The 16771-nt window shown below is 71.2% G+C and carries 18 protein-coding genes; 11 read left to right on the top strand and 7 right to left on the bottom strand.

The features are described 5' to 3' along the window. Positions 1-25: 25 nt before the first annotated feature. The 4 genes from ACIB24_RS00750 to ACIB24_RS00735 form a co-directional block, all read right to left on the bottom strand. The gene (locus ACIB24_RS00750; protein ID WP_398273711.1) at positions 26-1645 is read right to left on the bottom strand and encodes a regulator; all 1620 of its coding nucleotides are present in this window, start codon (positions 1643-1645) and stop codon (positions 26-28) included. 65 nt (positions 1646-1710) lie between these two features. Beyond that, entirely contained in the window at positions 1711-2406 is a 696-nt protein-coding gene (locus ACIB24_RS00745; protein ID WP_398273708.1) for a cysteine hydrolase family protein, read from the bottom strand. 34 nt (positions 2407-2440) lie between these two features. Beyond that, positions 2441-3817 (bottom strand): allophanate hydrolase, encoded by a 1377-nt coding sequence (atzF, locus tag ACIB24_RS00740; protein ID WP_398273705.1) that lies wholly within the window; start codon positions 3815-3817, stop codon positions 2441-2443. Between the two features lie 100 nt (positions 3818-3917). Further along, positions 3918-4571: a GntR family transcriptional regulator gene (locus tag ACIB24_RS00735; RefSeq protein WP_398273702.1), complete on the bottom strand. Its 654-nt coding sequence runs from the start codon at positions 4569-4571 to the stop codon at positions 3918-3920. A gap of 96 nt (positions 4572-4667) precedes the next feature. Here ACIB24_RS00735 and ACIB24_RS00730 point away from each other — a divergent pair, with 96 nt between their 5' ends. Beyond that, entirely contained in the window at positions 4668-5210 is a 543-nt protein-coding gene (locus ACIB24_RS00730; RefSeq protein ID WP_398273700.1) for a hypothetical protein, read from the top strand. Between the two features lie 95 nt (positions 5211-5305). On the opposite strand, the gene ACIB24_RS00725 is transcribed toward ACIB24_RS00730, so the two are convergent. Beyond that, the gene (locus ACIB24_RS00725; RefSeq protein ID WP_398273697.1) at positions 5306-5617 is read right to left on the bottom strand and encodes a hypothetical protein; all 312 of its coding nucleotides are present in this window, start codon (positions 5615-5617) and stop codon (positions 5306-5308) included. A 265-nt stretch (positions 5618-5882) separates the two neighbouring features. Between ACIB24_RS00725 and ACIB24_RS00720 the strand changes: the two genes are divergently transcribed. The 3 genes from ACIB24_RS00720 to ACIB24_RS00710 all read left to right on the top strand — a co-directional run bounded on the left by ACIB24_RS00720 (position 5883) and on the right by ACIB24_RS00710 (position 7907). Then, positions 5883-6056: a CsbD family protein gene (locus ACIB24_RS00720; RefSeq protein ID WP_398273694.1), complete on the top strand. Its 174-nt coding sequence runs from the start codon at positions 5883-5885 to the stop codon at positions 6054-6056. A 20-nt stretch (positions 6057-6076) separates the two neighbouring features. Beyond that, a complete protein-coding gene (locus tag ACIB24_RS00715) occupies positions 6077-6508 on the top strand; it encodes an OsmC family peroxiredoxin (protein ID WP_398273691.1) in 432 nt (143 codons plus the stop codon). A gap of 79 nt (positions 6509-6587) precedes the next feature. Then, entirely contained in the window at positions 6588-7907 is a 1320-nt protein-coding gene (locus ACIB24_RS00710; RefSeq protein WP_398273688.1) for a cytochrome P450, read from the top strand. A gap of 88 nt (positions 7908-7995) precedes the next feature. On the opposite strand, the gene ACIB24_RS00705 is transcribed toward ACIB24_RS00710, so the two are convergent. Both ACIB24_RS00705 and ACIB24_RS00700 read right to left on the bottom strand, forming a co-directional pair. Next, entirely contained in the window at positions 7996-8976 is a 981-nt protein-coding gene (locus ACIB24_RS00705; protein ID WP_398273685.1) for a 2-dehydropantoate 2-reductase, read from the bottom strand. A gap of 98 nt (positions 8977-9074) precedes the next feature. Continuing rightward, positions 9075-10085, bottom strand: coding sequence for a pirin family protein (locus ACIB24_RS00700; RefSeq protein WP_398273682.1), 1011 nt, complete (start codon positions 10083-10085; stop codon positions 9075-9077). An 83-nt stretch (positions 10086-10168) separates the two neighbouring features. On the opposite strand from ACIB24_RS00700, the gene ACIB24_RS00695 reads away from it, so the two are divergent. From ACIB24_RS00695 to ACIB24_RS00665, 7 genes are all read left to right on the top strand, one after another. Next, the gene (locus tag ACIB24_RS00695; RefSeq protein ID WP_398273679.1) at positions 10169-10666 is read left to right on the top strand and encodes a MarR family winged helix-turn-helix transcriptional regulator; all 498 of its coding nucleotides are present in this window, start codon (positions 10169-10171) and stop codon (positions 10664-10666) included. A 27-nt stretch (positions 10667-10693) separates the two neighbouring features. Further along, entirely contained in the window at positions 10694-10924 is a 231-nt protein-coding gene (locus ACIB24_RS00690; protein WP_398273676.1) for a hypothetical protein, read from the top strand. 215 nt (positions 10925-11139) lie between these two features. Then, positions 11140-12213, top strand: coding sequence for an ABC transporter substrate-binding protein (locus ACIB24_RS00685; protein ID WP_398276676.1), 1074 nt, complete (start codon positions 11140-11142; stop codon positions 12211-12213). Between the two features lie 33 nt (positions 12214-12246). Next, entirely contained in the window at positions 12247-13140 is an 894-nt protein-coding gene (locus ACIB24_RS00680) for an ABC transporter permease (protein WP_398273673.1), read from the top strand. After that, the gene (locus ACIB24_RS00675; protein ID WP_398273670.1) at positions 13128-14000 is read left to right on the top strand and encodes an ABC transporter permease; all 873 of its coding nucleotides are present in this window, start codon (positions 13128-13130) and stop codon (positions 13998-14000) included. The genes ACIB24_RS00680 and ACIB24_RS00675 overlap by 13 nt, the downstream gene beginning before the upstream one ends. Positions 14001-14005: 5 nt before the next feature. Beyond that, positions 14006-15094, top strand: a complete 1089-nt coding sequence (locus ACIB24_RS00670; RefSeq protein ID WP_398273668.1) for an ABC transporter ATP-binding protein — start codon at positions 14006-14008, stop codon at positions 15092-15094. Next, positions 15091-16755 (top strand): TIGR03767 family metallophosphoesterase, encoded by a 1665-nt coding sequence (locus tag ACIB24_RS00665; protein WP_398273666.1) that lies wholly within the window; start codon positions 15091-15093, stop codon positions 16753-16755. Before ACIB24_RS00670 ends, ACIB24_RS00665 begins: the two co-directional genes overlap by 4 nt. Positions 16756-16771: the final 16 nt, after the last annotated feature.

The following is a 16771-nucleotide window of genomic DNA, read 5'->3' as shown; positions in this document are numbered from 1 at the left end:
CCATGATCACGACCACCGGCGACTCTCAGTCGACGATGGCCGGAGCCTTCGGCTCGACCACTGCGTCTTCTTCGAGTTCGCTGGGCATTTCAGGCTCGATGACCGGCAGCTTCAGGGTCATCAGCCCGAAGCACATGACGGCCACGAACAGGTAGCCGAGCGCCACCTGGCCGTTCGCACCCCATTCGATCTTCTCGCCGTGGATCAGCCCGATCCACGACAGTGCCGAGCCGACGGCCGCGAAGATGCCGGCCTGGAAGAAGTCGCGGTTGAGGACGAACGCCACGATGGCGCCGAGCACCAGACCGGCCAGGATCGCGCCCTCCCCGAAGGTCTTCAGGCCCTCGTAGACGACGCCGGCCTGGGCGATCTTGTCGTAGCCGACCTCGGTCGCACTGGTCCCGGCGGCCGACAGCACGTTGTCCATCAACCCCTGGGCCCAGTTGGCGACGTTCGGCAGCAGGGCGGCCACGATCGCCGCGTAGTGCAGCTTCGGCGACACCTGGAACGCCTGCGCGCCGATGCTCAGGCCGATGAACAGCAGGATCGGCACGATGGCCGGGGTCGGCAGCAGGGCCGCGATCAGGCCGAAGACGCCGGAGAAGCACAGGACGGCGATCACGACGCCGGTGGCCATCGAGTAGCCGGTGCGACCGCCGGCCTTCTTCCAGCCGGGCTGGCCGATGTAGACGGCGGGCGGGAACGGCGAACCGAGGGCCGAGCCGATGATCGCCCCGAATCCGTCGGCCAGCAGCACCGCGCGCAGGTTGTACTCGTCACCGGCCGCGGCGGCCGACTCGACGTTGGTCATCGCCTCGGTGAAGTTGTAGACGCCCAGCGGGATCGCGGTGGCCAGCAGCGGCGAGATGTCCTTCAGGCCGTTGATCAGCAGGTCCAGCTTCAGGTGCGGGAACGCGAACGCGATGTCGCCGGCGGCCGCCGAGACGTCGGCCGGGTGCATGTAGCCGCCGATCCAGCCGATCGCCGTGCCGAGCAGCAGCGCGGCCAGGCCCATCGGGATGTTGTACGGCAGCTTCACGCCGGCCATGAACCCGACCATGATCAGCAGGAAGACCGGCAGCGCGATCCACGCCGCCTCGAACATCTGGCCCGCCGGACGCATCGAGATGAACGCGATGGAGACACCGGCCAGGGCACCGAGCAGGGCGGCCCGGGGCGTGTACTTGCGGATGTACGGGCCGACGAAGGCGCCGATCAGGATGATCACGCCGATGATGAACGCCCAGGCCAGACCGGCCTGCCAGGCCTGCACGGGGTCCTTCGTCTTCAGGTAGATCGGCAGCATGATGACGAAGACGACGATGAACATGTGCGGCACGCTCGGGCCGTACGGCATGGCCGTGACGTCGTCCCGGCCGGTCTTCGCGGCCAACCGCCGCCCGAGGTAGGTGTAGTAGACGTTGCCGATCACCAGGGCGATGCCGAGCGCCGGCAGGACGATGCCGAACACGTCGGCGGCCGGGATGTTCACGACCCCGATCAGCAGGCCGACCAGCACGAGCACGTTGACCAGGACGTTGAAGCCGAGGCCGAAGAAGGCGTTGGTGTCGCCGGCGACCCAGAAGGGCAGTCTGGCGCCGGGCTGCGTCGGCTCGACCGGCGCCTCAGGCGTTGCAGTGGACATGGGGACTCCTCAGTTTTGGCAAAGCAGTGGTAAGGAAAGGACTTTCGATGGACGCTGGAGCCGGCTCAGGCGGGCGTCGCCGCGGCCGCCTCGGTGAGCAGCGGGGTGATGGCGGTGGAGGGGGCGGTCCAGCCGAAGATGCCGCCCTGGGCGGACACCATCTCCAGCCCGACCTCCTGGAACTTCGGGAAGTAGGAGCCGACGCAGTCGGACAGCACGAGGCACTCGTAGCCGCGGTCGTTGGCCTCGCGCACGGTGGTGTGCACGCAGACCTCGGTGGTGACGCCCGCGACCAGCAGCTTGGTGATGCCCCGGCCGACGAGCAGGTCGCCGAACTCGGTGGCGTAGAAGGCGCCCTTGCCGGGCTTGTCGACGACCGGCTCACCCTCGATCGGGTAGAGCTCTTCGATGATGTCGTGGCCCTTCTCGCCGCGGATCAGGATGCGGCCGTTGGGCCCGGGGTCCCCGATCCGCATGGACGGCGCCCCGCGGTTCAGCTTGGCGGGCGGGCAGTCCGACAGGTCGGGCAGATGGCCCTCGCGGGTGTGGATGACGGTCATGCCCACGGAGCGGGCCACGGCGAGGAAGTCGGCCAGGACGGGGATGACGCCGCGCAGTTCCTCGACGTCGTTGCCCAACGTCTCGCCGAACCCACCGGGTTCGACGAAGTCGCGCTGCATGTCGATGATGACCAGGGCGGTCTGGTCGATCGAGAACTCGAAGGGATACGGCTTCGCGGGGACGGTGATGGTCTCGGACATCGGCTCTCCCGTAGGTGATTTCGCGGAGCGGGATTCAGTTGGCGGGCATCAGGCGTGCGGCGATGGACGCAAGGGTGAGGTCGGAGTAGGGCGGGCCGACGAGCATCAACGAGCAGGGCCGCCCGTCGCTGGTCGTGCCCGCGGGGATGGCGATCGCGGCGAGGTCGAGCAGGTTGCCGAAGTGCGTGTAGTGGCCCAGCGTCGCGTTCTTCGCGAACGGTTCGGCGGCGATCTCATCCATCGTGACCGTGGTGCCGATGGTCGGGATCAGCAGCGCGTCCACGTCGTCCCACACCGGTCGCACCGCGTGCCGCAGGCTGCGGAGCTTGTGCTGGGTGCGGAAACCGTCGGCGGCCGAGTACTGCGCGCCGCCCTCGATGATCTCCCGGACGACGGGGTGCACCTCGTCGGCGTGGGCCGCGAAGAACTCGCCCATGTCGGCCAGCCGCTCGGCCACCCAGGCGCCCGCGTAGAGCAGTGCGCCGGCCTCCAGGAAGGGCTCCAGGTCGACGGGAACCGTTGTCGCCGAGAGGGTCTCGACGGCGCTGCCGCGGGCGGCCAGGTGCGCGGCGCGCATCGCGTCGTCCCCGAAGAACTCCAGCGCGGACTCGGCCGGGAGGCCGATGCGCGGCGCCCGCCACCCGGCGTCCAGCTGGGACGGCGCGAGCTGGGCCGGCGTGCGGCCCCAGGGGTTGCGCGGGTCGGGGCCGACGATCGTGCGCAGCACGGTCAGGCCGTCCTCGACGGACGTGGACATCACGGTGATGCCGTCGATGCTGCGGCAGGCGGGCAGCAGCCCGCGCGTGCTGACCAGGCCGAGGGTCGGCTTGATGCCGACGATCCCGTTCAGCGCGGCCGGGACCCGGCCGGACCCGGCGGTGTCGGTGGCCAGCGCGACGGGCACGACACCGGTCGCCACCGCGAGCGCCGAGCCCGAGCTGGACCCGCCGGACACGATGCCCTGCCCGTAGACACTCTCGGAGAAGCCGTACGGGGAGCGGACTCCCACCAGGCCGGTGGCGAACTGGTCCAGGTTGGTCTTGCCCATCACGATCGCCCCGGCCTCGACGATCTGCTCGACCGCGTGGGCCGACTCCTCGGGCTCGTAGGCGAACGCGGGGCAGGCGTTGGTGGTGGGAAAGCCCTGGACGTCGATGTTGTCCTTGACCGCCATCGGCACGCCGTACAACGGCAGCGACTGCGGGCCGCCGGCCCTGGTGGCCAGCTTGTCGAGGTTCTCCAGGCTGCGCTCGACCTGCTCCGGCGTCGCCACGGTGATGAATGCGTGGTTACGAGAGGTGGCCTCGATCGCGGCGAGCGAGCGCTCGGCCTCGGCGGCAGGGGTTGTCTTTGCCTGCGCGTAGGCCGACCGTAGTCGGGACAGTGCTGTCCCGGGCTCTGGGGACGTCATGTTGTCGATTGTCGACCGAATGTGTGTCGACCGGTCTGCCGCAAAGTTTCCAGCCGGTTTCCCGGCCGGCGACCCCGGCGGCGCGTGACGCTCCCTCGTCCTAGCGGAGGTAGGCGTGCGTGCCGTGCGCCGACAGCGCCGCCAGAACCGTCTCCAGGTCGTTGGTCGCGACGGCGTCGAGCAGGACCGCGTGGCGGCGCACCCCGTCGAGCGGGGCGGCCCGCTCCTTCTCGCGGCGCAGGTTCAGCGCCATGTGCATCTGCAGCTTCAGCAGGATCGGTTCGTAGGCCTCGATCAGCTGGCGGTGCCCGGCGGTGGCCACCAGTGCGATGTGGAACCGGCGGTGGGCATCGGCCAGCTCCAGCTGGTCGCCCTTCACGGCGGCCCGCCGCATCGCGGCCAGCTCCTCGCGCATCGGGCCCAGGTCGGCGTCGGTCAGGGGGAGGGCCCGCTGCATGGCGAACCGCTCCAGCACGTCCCGGATCTCGAACAGCTCGTCCGCGTCCTGGTCCGACAGCGTGGCGACGCGGGCGCCGCGCCGGGGCAGGTGCTCGACCAGGCCCTGCTGGGCCAGCAGCCGCATCGCCTCGCGCAGCGGGGCCCGGCTGATCCCGAACCGGCGCGTGACCTGCTCCTCGACGAGCCGTTCGCCCGGTTCCAGGTCCCCACCGAGGATCTCCCCGCGCAGCCGCGAGACCACGAGTTCCACCAGGCTGGCCGGGGACAGGTCGATGACCGGCTGCTGCTGGCTCATCCGACCTCCTCGGGTTCGACGGTGGGCACGGGACCCTCAGGAAGTTAACAGGACTACCGCAGCCTGCCCGCATCTGGCGACCGCACGCTGCTAACCATGACAGACAACGACCGCAGCGCGGCACCGGTGCCGCCCCAGCCGCCCGTCGCTCCCGCCGGCGCGCAGCCGACTCCGTGGGCCGTCCCCGCCGGTTCGCCGGCGCCGACCGCCTCAGGAGGTGCGGCGACCGCCGTCCAGGACCCCCCGTCGTCCACCGTGTCCCGGCCGGACGCGCCGCCCGAGGCGCAGGCCGGGCCCGGCTATCCGCCGTCCGGCCCGACCGCGCCCCAACTCGGGCCCGCGACCGCCGGTTTCGAGGTGGCGGGCGGCTCGGCCGCGCCGCCCCCGTCGGTGAAACCCTCTCTGATGGAACGGTTCCGGGGCCCGGCGGTGATCGCGGTGGCCGGCGGTGTCGTGGTCGCCGGGGCCGTGTTCGGCGCCGGCTTCGCGGTCGGCCGCGGGACGGCGGACAGCGGGCAGCCGGGCACCGGCCAGTTCCAGCCGGGCCAGGGCTTCCCGGGGCGGGGCGGCGACGGCTCCGGCGGTGGGCCGGGCTTCGGTGGTCCGGGCGGCTTCGGCAGCCCCGGTCAGTCCACCTGATTCGCCGAGTGTCGGCTCGGTGCACCGGATTCCCGCCCAGGACGCCGAGTGCGGTGCCCAGGCATCACACTCGGCGGGCGGGGCTGTCGGCGCCCTCAGCGGTGCGCGGGTCGGCTCACGTCGACAGGGCTGATCTGCGTGGTCGGGTCCGCCCGGTGCTGCGAGGGCTCGGCCCCGTAGGCGGCGGCGCCCAGCATCGCGGTGGCCAGCAGGCCGGTGGTCACGGCTGCCCCCAGGCTGGGTAGGTGCGGCAGCCGGGGCAGCGGCAGGTGGCGCCGGCGCTTCCAGAGCTGCCAGCCGACGGGGGGTGGGCCCCACGCGGGGTCCGGGCGCCAGTCCAGGGCCAGTTCGGCGTCCGCCGGGACCGGCCAGTTCGGCGGGGGGTTCAGGCGCCAGTGCGTGGTCATGGCCCTCCTCATCCTGAAAACCCCGTGGTGACTTGCTGACAGATAGTGACGTTACGTCGGTGGCCAGCGGTCCGTGGAGACTCTGCGCACAGAATGGGCAATTCGCCCGAACCGCGCTGACCTGCGATCGAGCCGTCATCTCCACCGTGCGGCCGATACCGGCTACCCGCGGGTCACCACGGTGGGCGCATCTCGGCGTGCGAGCCCGGCCAGCTCGGCGAAGGTGGGGAGTGCAGGAACATTCGTCACCGGAAGGAGACCGGCCATGAGCACGGGCGACAAGATCGACAACGCCACCGAGGACGCCAAGGGCAAGCTGAAGGAGGCGGTCGGCAAGGGCACGGACGACCACGAGCTCGAGGCCCAGGGCAAGGGTGACCAGGTCAAGGCCGACGTCAAGAAGGCCGGCGAGAACATCAAGGACGCCTTCAAGCACTGAGCCGGGAAGGTTCGGAACCGATGACCACTCGCGAAGCGACCACTCGCTGGACCGGCGACCTCAACTCCGGAAGTGGGACCGTCAGCCTCGACTCCTCGGGTCTCGGGGAGTTCCAGGTGTCGTTCCCCCGCCGGACGGGTGACCCGGAGGGGCAGACCAGTCCCGAGGAGCTGCTCGCCGCGGCGCTGTCCTCGTGCATGGCGATGAACCTCTCGGGGACGTTGCAGCGCGAGGGCCTGACGGCCGAGTCCATCGACGTGAGCGCCGAGGCGACGTTCAGCGTCGGCGCCGACGGGGCCTCGATCAGCGGGATCGAGCTGATCGTGCGGGCCGCGCTGCCCGGCGTCGACGCCGACCGCTTCGCCGAGCTGGCCCAGACGGCGAAGGACACGTGCCCCGTGGGCAAGGCGCTCGCGGGCACGAAGATCACCCTGGACGCCGCCCTCGCCTGAGACGCGGTCGTCACCACCCTGTGAGCCGGCCCGCGCCCGAGCAGTACCCCCTTCTGCTACTCGGGCGTAGGGTCGGCTCATGCCTGCCACCCGGAGCCGCGTGAAATGGCTGGTCCGCCACGGGATCATCCGGGGGGTGTTGCACTACGCCGCCTGGCGTGGCGAGGTGATAGCGCGGCTGTCGGCCGACGAGCGGGCCCGTAAGAACCCGTACCGGATCTACGCCTGGTGCCGTGAGCAGGGCCCGGTCTGGCAGGGCCGGCTGGCCAAGGTCGCTCCCCACCACGCCTCGGTCTCGGCCATCCTGCGCAGCGACGCCTTCAAGGTGGGGCTGGACGTCGAGGCGGTGCCGCGGCTGATGCGCGGGGCGCTGATGCGCAGCGACGGCCGGATCATCGGCCCGATCGACCCGCCGTCCCTGTTGGCGCTCAACCCACCCGACCACACCCGCTACCGCAAACTGGTGGCCAAGGTGTTCACCCCGCGGGCCATCGCCGCGCTCGAGCCGCGCGTCCAGGCGGTCGCCGACGAACTGCTGGACGACCTCGAGACCCGGGCCGCGGCCGGGGAGACCGTCGACATCGCGGTCGAGTACGCGGGCCTGCTGCCGGTCACCGTGATCGCGGAGATCCTGGGTGTCCCGGCGTCGGCGCGCGACGACTTCCTGCGCTGGGGCCATGCCGCCGCCCCGAGCCTGGACATCGGGCTCAGCTATCGCGACTGGGTGGCCTGCGAGCAGGGCATCTACGACTTCAACGAGTGGATGTACGCGCACATCGAACGCCTGCGCCGCGACCCGGGTGAGGACCTGCTCTCCCAGCTGATCGCCGTCGAGGACGACCAGGGCCGCCTGACCGACCTGGAGCTGGTGGCCACCGCCGGGCTCCTGATGGCCGCCGGTTTCGAGACGACGGTGAACCTGCTCGGCAGCGGTACGAAGGTGCTGCTCGAAAACCCGGACCAGCTGGCCGTCCTGCGCGAGGACCCCACGCTGTGGGCCAACGCGGTCGACGAGTTGCTGCGCTACGAGTCGCCGGTGCAGCAGACCGCCCGGCTGGCCGCCGTCGACACCGAGATCGCCGGTGTGAAGATCGCGAAGGGCACGTTCGTGAACGTGATGATCGCGGCCGCGAACCGCGACGGAGGCGTGTTCGAGGACCCGGAGCGGTTCGACGTGGCCCGGCCCAACGCCCGCGACCACCTGGCCTTCTCGGCGGGCGTCCACTACTGCATCGGTGCCTCGCTGGCCCGCACCGAGGGGCGCATCGGTCTGCAGACGCTGTTCGACCGCTTCCCCGACCTGGAGCTGGCGGGTGAACCGGTGCTGCGCCCGACCCGCACCCTGCGTGGCTACGACCACCTGCCGGTCGTCCTGACTCCGCGAAAGCTCGCGGCCTAGAAGGCTTTCGGGCGTGGCCCGGAACGGCCTTCTCCATCGCGATCGTCGTCTGGCTCATCGTCCGGCGACTCGGGCAGCTGAGGAAGCGTCAGTCGGGGTAGGCGCCGTGCACGCGGCCCCAGAGCCGGGCCAGGCCCAGCAACGCGTCGATCGTCGGGGTCGGCACGTTCATCCGGCGGCCGAGCTGGGCGACGGCGGTGACCAGCGGGTCGAGCTCGATCGAACGACCGGCCGCGGCGTCCTGCAGCATCGACGTCCGCATGGCGCCCAGTTGCCGGGTGACCGCGAACCTCTCGTCGACGGTCTGGTCGACGGGGCACCCGATCGCGTCCCCGATCGCCATCGCCTCGGTCATCGCCGAACGGACGAACTGCGCGACGAGCTCGTCGTCGAGAATCCGGTCGGAGGTGGCGCCCGTGATGACCGACAGCGGGTTCATGGTCAGGTTGCCCCACAACTTGAACCAGGCCGCGTCGTGGATGCGGGGCACCACCTCGGTGTCGAAACCGGCCGTGCCGAGCAGACTCCCGAGTGACGCCGCCCGGTCGCCGCCCGGTACGGCGTCGCCGACCACCAGTCGGTTGCCCGCGTTCAGCACCGCCACCCCGGGGTCGGGGGTCGAGGCGGAGAAATGGACGACGCCGCCGACCGTTCGCTCCGGCGGCAGCACCTGGGCGATCGCACCCGTCGGGTCGACCGCCGGCAGCGAGATGCCCTGTGCCGCATCGCCGATCCCGGCGAAGAACCACCACGGGATTCCGTTCAGCGCGGCCAGCACGGTGGTGTCCGGGCCGACGAGCGGGCCGAGCGTCGGGGCCAGCCCATCCAGGGACTGTCCCTTGACGGCGATCACGACGACGTCGTGCTCGCCGAGCTGATCCGGGTCCGACGACGCCCGCACGGGCGCGACCAGCTCGCCGTCGGCCGAGCGCAGCCGCCAGCCGTGCTCGCGCAGGGCGGTGAGGGTGGCCCCGCGCGCCAGCGCCGACGTCGGAAGGCCGGCGGCGGCGAGGCGCGCGCCGATCGTGCCGCCGACCGCTCCCGCCCCGACCACGCAGACCGATGTCACGGCGCGATGGTACGTCGCCCCTCCAAGATCACCGCCAGGTCGTCAATCCTCGGGGTCGGACCCGGAGGAATGCGCGCCTGGCGGTGATCTTGAGCGGGTCAGGCGTCGTCGGTGGACGCCTGGACGCCACCGTGCGCGGCAGGGATGGATCCCAGGCGCCCGGCCTGGAAGTCGTCGAACGCCTGCTGGACCTCGGCCTTCGTGTTCATCACGAACGGCCCGTACATCGCCACCGGCTCCCGGATCGGCCGGCCGCCGAGGATGAAGACCTCCAGCGACTCCGAGCGCGAGTCCTGCCGCTTCGACGCCGACAGCGTGATCGAGTCACCCGGCCCGAAGACCGCCAGCTGGCCCGACTCGAACGGGCGGGCCGACGTCCCGGCCTGGAAGGCGTTGCCCCCCGGGGCGCCCACCGTCCCGGACCCGCCGAGCGCGTAGGCGAGGGCGTTGAAATCAGGCCGCCAGGGCAGGGTCAGGCTCGCGCCCGGGGCGAGCGTCGCGTGGACCAGCGTGATCGGCGTGTACGTGTCCCCGGGCCCGTGGTGACCGGCGACCTCGCCGGCGATGACGCGCACGAGCGCGCCGCCGTCCGGGCTCGACAGCAGGGCCACCCGACCCGAGGTGATGTCCTGGTAGCGCGGGGCGGCGAACTTCTGCGCCTTGGGCAGGTTCACCCACAGCTGGACGCCGTGGAAGAGGCCGCCGCTGACCACCAGGTGTTCGGGCGGGGTCTCGATGTGCAGGATGCCGGCGCCGGCGGTCATCCACTGGGTGTCGCCGTTGGTGATGAGGCCGCCGCCACCGTTGCTGTCCTGGTGCCGCATCTCGCCGTCGATCATGTAGGTGACGGTCTCGAAGCCGCGGTGCGGGTGCCACGGCGTGCCCTTCGGCTCGCCCGGCGGGTAGTCGACCTCGCCCATCTGGTCCATGTGGATGAAGGGGTCGAGGGCGCGCAGGTCGACCCCTGCGAAGGCCCGGCGGACGGGGAAGCCCTCGCCCTCGAAACCGCGCGGCGCGGTGGTCACGGAGACGACCTCGCGGGCGGCCCCGGACAGCGGCGGGGCGACCTTCGGCAGGGTCAGGATGTTCTCGACGGTCACGGCAGGCATCGGCCCGCTCCTTTCGTTGCGTCGGCAACTACCTTCTCAGGAATATCGTTGCTCTGTCAACTATTCCTGCTAGCGTGGATGGCATGACCGAGTGGCTCAGTACCGACGAGCAGGCCGCCTGGCGGGCCTGGCTGGACGGCACCCGCACGCTGTTGACCGCCCTCGAGCGGCAGCTGGCCACCGAGTCCGACCTGACGCTCACCGACTACGAACTGCTGGTCCGACTGTCCGAGGCCCCCGAGAACCGGTTGCGGATGCGTGAGCTGGCCGACGCCACGCTCGCCACCCGCTCCGGGGTGACCCGGGCCGTGACCCGCGCCGAGCGGGCCGGCTGGGTGCGCCGGGTCGAGTGCGAGGACGACCGCCGGGGGATGAACGCCGAACTGACGGACGCCGGGCGCGCGGCTCTGGCGGCCGCCGCTCCGGGGCACGTGGCCGCCGTCCGGGCGGGGTTGATCGACGCCCTCACGCCCGAGCAGCTCGACCAGCTGCGGGTGATCGGCCGGGCGATGCAGTCGGCCGGCGCCAGCCGCGCCGAGACCGGCCGTCCGGGAAGAGTTGGGAGATCGCCGGTCAAGTAGGGCCCTTCAGGCGCCGACCGTTCCAGCATGAATCCGAGTGACACGCTGATCGAGATGTTCCTGGGCCTGACCGAGGCCGTCGCCGCCTACGGCGACCACCTCGACACCGTCGAGGGGGAGCGTCTGGCCGAGGCGGCGCGCGAACTCGTCGACCGGTTCTGGGACGAGGCCGGGGACTACCCCTCGGGGGCGCGCGAGCACCGCGACGAGTTCTTCGGGATGCTGATGACGACGCAGCCCGCTCCGGCCCGCCACTGACCGGACGGGCCCGGAAGCCTGCTGTTGCGCCTGTCGCAACCCCTGGTTCAGCACGCAACAGTTGCTGGTTGCCGAACTGTCCTCAAACAGTAACCGCCAACGGTGTCTGAGAGCCTTAGCATCCGTCTCGCTCCCCAACTCATGGGGTCGAGAGAAGGGCTCGGGACGTGAAGACAAGCTTGCGCGGGATCGGTGGCGTGCTGGTCATCGGGGCGATGCTCGTGACGGCCGCGTGCGCGCCGCCGTCCGACGGGGGTGGCGACAGCGGCACCGACACGTCGGCCACGGCCACGTCGGTCGCCGACTTCGGGGGCCTCGACGGTCTGGTGGCCGCCGCCAAGAAGGAAGGCCAGCTGAACGTCATCGCGCTGCCGCCGGACTGGGCCAACTACGGCAACATCATCAAGGCGTTCACGGCCAAGTACGGGATCAAGATCAACTCGGCCACTCCCGACGGCTCGAGCCAGGACGAGATCAACGCCGTCAAGCAGCAGGGCAAGACCAACCGCGCCCCCGACGTGCTCGACATGGGCGGCGCCGTGACGGTCGCCAACCAGAGCCTCTACGCGCCGTACAAGGTGCAGACGTGGGCCGACATCCCGGACAGCCAGAAGGAGGCCACCGGCCTCTGGGTGAACGACTACGGCGGCTACATGTCCATCGGCTACGACAGCGCCAAGCTGCCGGCGGTCACCTCCATCACCGACCTCGAGAAGCCCGCCTTCAAGGGCAAGGTCGCGCTGAACGGTGACCCGACGCAGGCCAACGCGGCGCTCAACGGGGTCGAGATGGCCTCGCTGGCCACGGGTGGCTCGCTCGACGACATCAGCAAGGGCGTCGAGTGGTTCAAGAAGCTCAACGGCCTGAAGAACTTCAGCAAGACGCAGGCCACCTCGGCCACGGTCAAGAGCGGGTCGACGCCCGTCGTCTTCGACTGGGACTACCTGCAGGTCGGGCACCAGGCCGACGTGAAGGCGTGGAAGGTCTTCATCCCCGAGAACGCGGTCCTGGGCGGGTACTACAACCAGGCCATCAACAAGAACGCGCCGCACCCGGCCGCCGCCCGGCTCTGGGAGGAGTTCCTCTTCTCGGACGAGGGACAGAACCTGTGGCTCGCCGGGGGCGCGCACCCGGTCCGCCAGGAGGCCATGACCACGGCCGGAACCATCGACAAGGACGCCGTGGCCAAGCTCCCGAAGGTCGAGGGCACCCCGGTCTTCCAGACCCAGGCCCAGGTGACCAAGGCCAGTGAGTACCTGGCCGCCAACTGGGCGAAGGCGATCGGCTGACCCCGGTCGGCCTCGTCGTCACCTGAGCACCGCATGAGTGACACCCCTGCGACGGTCGACGGCCGGTCCGGACGGACCGGCCGTCGGCTGCCGACCCACTGGCTCGGCGTCCTGCCCTTCCTGGTCTACGTCGGCGTCTTCCTGCTGCTGCCCACCGGCATCGTGGTCGTCGGTGCGTTCGTCACCCCGCAGGGGGTGCCGACCCTGGCCAACGTGCGCGCCCTGGGCGAGGCGAACGTCCTCGAGGCGTTCCGCAACAGCATCGTGCTCTCCGCGGTCAGCGCCCTGCTGGGCGGCGCGCTCGGGGCGGTGCTCGCCTATGTCGTGGTGCTCGGCCGCCCGGACGGCGCGGTCCGCCGGGTGGTCACCTCCGCCTCCGGCGTGCTGGCCCAGTTCGGCGGCGTCACGCTGGCCTTCGCGTTCCTGTCCAGCGTCGGCGGCACCGGCATCGTGACCGTCCTGCTGCAGCACCTGGGGCTGTTCCAGGACAGCAGCGGCGCCTGGCTGCAGGAGCTGACCGGCCTGATCGTCGTCTACACCTACTTCCAGATCCCACTCATGGTGCTGGTCTTCCTGCCGGCGCTGGACGGGATCAAGCCACAGTGGCGGGAGGCGTCCGAGAGCCTGGGCGGCACCAGTTGGCAGTACTGGCGCCACATCGGCATCCCGCTGCTGAACGCGCCCTTCTGGGGTGGCGTCCTGCTGCTGTTCGCCAACGCCTTCGCGGCCTACGCCACGGCGGCCGCGCTGATCAGCCAGGGCGGCATCATCATCCCGCTGCAGATCCGCACCGCGTTGACCAGTGAGACCGTGGCCGGGCAGGAGAACGTCGGCAAGGCGCTCGCCCTCGGCATGATCGTCGTGGTGGCGATCGCGATGAGTGCCTACACCCTGCTGCAACGGAGGGCGTCCCGATGGCTGCGGTGAGCACCGAACTGACCGAGCCGGGTGGGCCGTCCGGCTCCGGCGGCCTGGGGCTGCGGGCCCGCACGGCCCGCCGCCGACAGGTGGGGCGCTGGCTGCTGCTCCTGCTGTTCGCCGTCTACTTCGTCGTCCCGCTGATCGGGCTGGTCGAGTTCAGCACCCGCAAGACCTCGGATTTCAGCGGTGGGCACACGCTCGACTACTGGAAGGCGATCGGCGACGCGCCCGGCCTGCTCGACGCGATCCGGGCGTCGGCGGAACTGGCCGTGGTCACGTCGGTCGTCTCGTTGCTGCTGCTGGTCCCCACGATGGTCTGGGTCCGGCTGAGGCTGCCGAAGCTCGGCCGGCTGATCGAGTGGCTGTGCCTGCTGCCGCTGACCATCCCGGCCATCGTCCTCGTGGTGGGCTGGGCGCCGATCTACCTGTGGGTCAACTACTTCACCCCCGAGCAGTACCAGACCTCGCCGCTGGCGCTGGCTTTCGCCTACGTGATCCTGGTGCTGCCGTACATGTACCGGGCGCTGGACGCCGGGCTGCAGGGCATCGACGTGCAGACGCTGACCGAGGCCGCCCGCAGCCTCGGGGCCGGCTGGTTCACGGTGATGTTCCGGGTGGTGGTGCCCAACATCGCCTCGGCGGTGCTGAACGCCTCGCTGCTGGGTGTCTCGCTGGTGCTCGGCGAGTACACGGTCGCGTCGCTGCTGAACTACGTGAACGTCCAGGTGGCCATGTTCCAGGTGGCCCAGTCGCAGGCCGGCGTCTCGGAGGCGGTCGCCTCCGCGTCGCTGGCCGTGGTGTTCTTCCTGCTGTTCGCCCTGTCGTTCGTCGGACGTCGCCGCCGCGGCGGGGTCGAGGAGGACTGAGTCCCATGACGGAAACCACCGCTGCCACCGAGGCCGCCGCCCGCGCCGGGGTCGAGGTGCGCCTCGAGAACCTGACCCGTCGCTACGGCGCCGTGACGGCGCTCGACGGCCTCGACCTCACGCTGCACAAGGGCGAGTTCGTCGCCCTGCTGGGCCCTTCCGGCTGCGGCAAGACCACCGCGCTGCGGCTGCTGGCCGGCCTGGAGGACGCCGACGGCGGGCGCGTGGTCGTCGACGGCAAGGACGTCACCCGGCTGCCCACCAACAAGCGTGACATGGGCATGGTCTTCCAGGCCTACTCGCTGTTCCCGAACATGACCGCCCGGCAGAACGTGGCCTTCGGCCTGCGGCTGCGCGGCGTGGACGCCGCGAAGCGGGACGCCAAGGCGGCCGAGATGCTCGATCTGGTCGGTCTCTCCAAGCAGGTCGACCGGTTCGCCCACCAGATGTCCGGCGGGCAGCAGCAGCGCGTGGCGCTGGCCCGGGCCCTGGCCATCCAGCCCACCGTCCTCCTCCTGGACGAACCGCTGTCGGCCCTGGACGCGAAGGTCCGGGCCGCGCTGCGCGACGAGATCCGGCGCGTGCAGCTGGAGGTCGGCATCACCACGCTGTTCGTCACGCACGACCAGGAGGAGGCGCTGGCCATCGCCGACCGGGTCGGGGTGATGAACGCCGGCCGGCTGGAGCAGCTGGCCCCGCCCGCCGACGTCTACCACCGGCCCGCCACGCCCTTCGTCGCCGAGTTCGTGGGTCTCAGCAACAAGCTCCCGGCCGTCGTGTCCGGCGCCCAGGCCGACGTGCTCGGCGTGCGGCTGCCGCTGGTCGACCCCACGACCGCCGACGGCGAGGCCGTGGCGCTGGTCCGGCCCGAGGCGGTCACGATCACGACGACCCCGGAGGGCGCGGCGACGACCCCGCTCGACGGGCAGGTCGTGGCCACCGCCTTCCTCGGCGCGATCAGCCGGATCACCGTCGACCTCGGGGACGCCGGGCCGGTTCTCGTGCAGCTCCCCACGTCCGAAGCGGCGGCGTACCCGATCGGCAGCGCGGCCCGGATCGGCCTGCGGCCGGATCCGGTCCTCGTCACCCGGTGAGCGGTCACCACCCCGTCCTGACGACCCACCGCCGGCTCGGGCCGGGGCCGGTGCTGCGGCGCGGCTCCGTGCGCCCGTACCGGCGGATGGGCCTGCTGGACGGCGAACCGCACGTCGTGCGGCACGAACTGCTCGGCGGGACGGCGGGTCTCGCCTCGGCGCGGGGCGGTGCGAAGCCGCTGTTCGCCTTCGCTCACGTGACCGACCTCCAGCTGCCCGACGTCCAGTCGCCCGCGCGGTTCGAGTTCTTCAACCGCGAGCTGTCCGACCCGCGATTCGCGAAACTCGTTCCGGTGCAACGGCCTCAGGAGAGCCTGACGGCACGGGCCATGCAGGCGATGGTCGCCACCCTGAACCGCGTGCACGCCGCCGGGGCCCCGGTGACCGGGCTGCCGCTCGATCTGGTCGTGACCACGGGCGACGCCATCGACAACGCGCAGTGGAACGAGCTCCAGAACTGGTTCGCACTACTGGACGGCGGCCGGGTGCGGCCCGGCTCGGGCGGCCCCGCCTACGAGGGGGTGCAGTCGCCGTCCTGGCCCGACGGGGTGTTCTGGTGCCCCGACGGCCCGTCGGTCGTCCACCCGGCCGACCTCTGGTGCGACGACTGCGGTTTCGGTCACCGCCCCGGCCTGCTCGAGGCCGCCCTGGCCGACTTCGAGGCGGCGCCGCTCGACGTGCCCTGGTTGGCCTGCTACGGCAACCACGAGGCGCTGGTGCAGGGCGTCGGTGTGGTGACGCCGGAACTGGCGCGGGCCATGACCGGGGCTCGCAAGCCCACCTCACTGCGCGCCGAGTACGCCGACCCGGATGTCGCGCTCGAGGTCTTCACGGCGCAGGCGCACCTGTTCTTCGGCGGCGACGACGTCACGGTCACTGCCGACGCCGACCGCCGGCCGGTCGGTCGGGCCGAGTTCGTGGCCGCGCACTTCGCCGGGGGCGCACCGCTCGGTCACGGGTTCACCGAGGTCAACCGGCGCGACGGAACCGCCTACTACGCCTACGATCACGGGCCGGTCCGGTTCATCGGGCTGGACACCACCGCGAACGCGGGCGCCTCCGACGGCTGTCTGGACGCCGACCAGCTGCGCTGGCTGACGGACCGGTTGATCGAGGTGCATGCCACCTACGAGGCGGCGGACGGGTCGGTGCAGCGCACCACGCACGAGGACCGCCTGGTGGTGCTGTTCTCGCACCACGGGATGGCGACGCTGACCAACACCCGCGACGGCTGGGTCGACGAGCACGGCGACCCGGTGTTCGGCGGCCCCGAACTCGAGCGGCTGCTGCACCGGTTCGGCAACGTGGTGCTGTGGCTCAACGGCCACACGCACGTGAACGGCATCCGCGCGCACCCGCGCCCCGGGGCCCCCGGCCGCGGGTTCTGGGAGGTCACCACGTGCGCGATCATGGACTGGCCCTGTCAGGCCCGGCTGGTCGAGTTCCTCGACGCGGGCGACGGGCTGCTGCACATCGCGTGCACGATGCTCGACCACGAGGGCGAGGTCGTGCCCGCCGACGGGCCGGCCTACACGCCCGCCGACCTGGCCGGGCTGCACCGGGAGCTGGCCGGCAATGTCTTCTGGCACGGGTTCGACTCCGGGGCAGCCGGTTTGACCACCGACCGGAACGTCGTGCTCCCCGTCCTCGCGCCCTTCTGACGCACGCGGCAGAATG

The sequence above is a fragment of the Spongisporangium articulatum genome, from assembly GCF_044465595.1.
Lineage (GTDB): Bacteria > Actinomycetota > Actinomycetes > Actinomycetales > Kineosporiaceae > Spongisporangium > Spongisporangium articulatum.
This window is presented reverse-complemented; position numbering and strand designations above follow the sequence as displayed.

Excerpts from the sequence above, each read along its gene's own strand:
- ACIB24_RS00750 (WP_398273711.1), bottom strand. The coding sequence starts at position 1,645 with ATGTCCACTGCAACGCCTGAGGCGCCGGTCGAGCCGACGCAGCCCGGC.
- ACIB24_RS00745 (WP_398273708.1), bottom strand. The coding sequence starts at position 2,406 with ATGTCCGAGACCATCACCGTCCCCGCGAAGCCGTATCCCTTCGAGTTC.
- atzF (WP_398273705.1), bottom strand. The coding sequence starts at position 3,817 with ATGACGTCCCCAGAGCCCGGGACAGCACTGTCCCGACTACGGTCGGCC.
- ACIB24_RS00735 (WP_398273702.1), bottom strand. The coding sequence starts at position 4,571 with ATGAGCCAGCAGCAGCCGGTCATCGACCTGTCCCCGGCCAGCCTGGTG.
- ACIB24_RS00730 (WP_398273700.1), top strand. The coding sequence starts at position 4,668 with ATGACAGACAACGACCGCAGCGCGGCACCGGTGCCGCCCCAGCCGCCC.
- ACIB24_RS00725 (WP_398273697.1), bottom strand. The coding sequence starts at position 5,617 with ATGACCACGCACTGGCGCCTGAACCCCCCGCCGAACTGGCCGGTCCCG.
- ACIB24_RS00720 (WP_398273694.1), top strand. The coding sequence starts at position 5,883 with ATGAGCACGGGCGACAAGATCGACAACGCCACCGAGGACGCCAAGGGC.
- ACIB24_RS00715 (WP_398273691.1), top strand. The coding sequence starts at position 6,077 with ATGACCACTCGCGAAGCGACCACTCGCTGGACCGGCGACCTCAACTCC.
- ACIB24_RS00710 (WP_398273688.1), top strand. The coding sequence starts at position 6,588 with ATGCCTGCCACCCGGAGCCGCGTGAAATGGCTGGTCCGCCACGGGATC.
- ACIB24_RS00700 (WP_398273682.1), bottom strand. The coding sequence starts at position 10,085 with ATGCCTGCCGTGACCGTCGAGAACATCCTGACCCTGCCGAAGGTCGCC.
- ACIB24_RS00695 (WP_398273679.1), top strand. The coding sequence starts at position 10,169 with ATGACCGAGTGGCTCAGTACCGACGAGCAGGCCGCCTGGCGGGCCTGG.
- ACIB24_RS00690 (WP_398273676.1), top strand. The coding sequence starts at position 10,694 with ATGAATCCGAGTGACACGCTGATCGAGATGTTCCTGGGCCTGACCGAG.
- ACIB24_RS00685 (WP_398276676.1), top strand. The coding sequence starts at position 11,140 with ATGCTCGTGACGGCCGCGTGCGCGCCGCCGTCCGACGGGGGTGGCGAC.
- ACIB24_RS00680 (WP_398273673.1), top strand. The coding sequence starts at position 12,247 with ATGAGTGACACCCCTGCGACGGTCGACGGCCGGTCCGGACGGACCGGC.
- ACIB24_RS00675 (WP_398273670.1), top strand. The coding sequence starts at position 13,128 with ATGGCTGCGGTGAGCACCGAACTGACCGAGCCGGGTGGGCCGTCCGGC.
- ACIB24_RS00670 (WP_398273668.1), top strand. The coding sequence starts at position 14,006 with ATGACGGAAACCACCGCTGCCACCGAGGCCGCCGCCCGCGCCGGGGTC.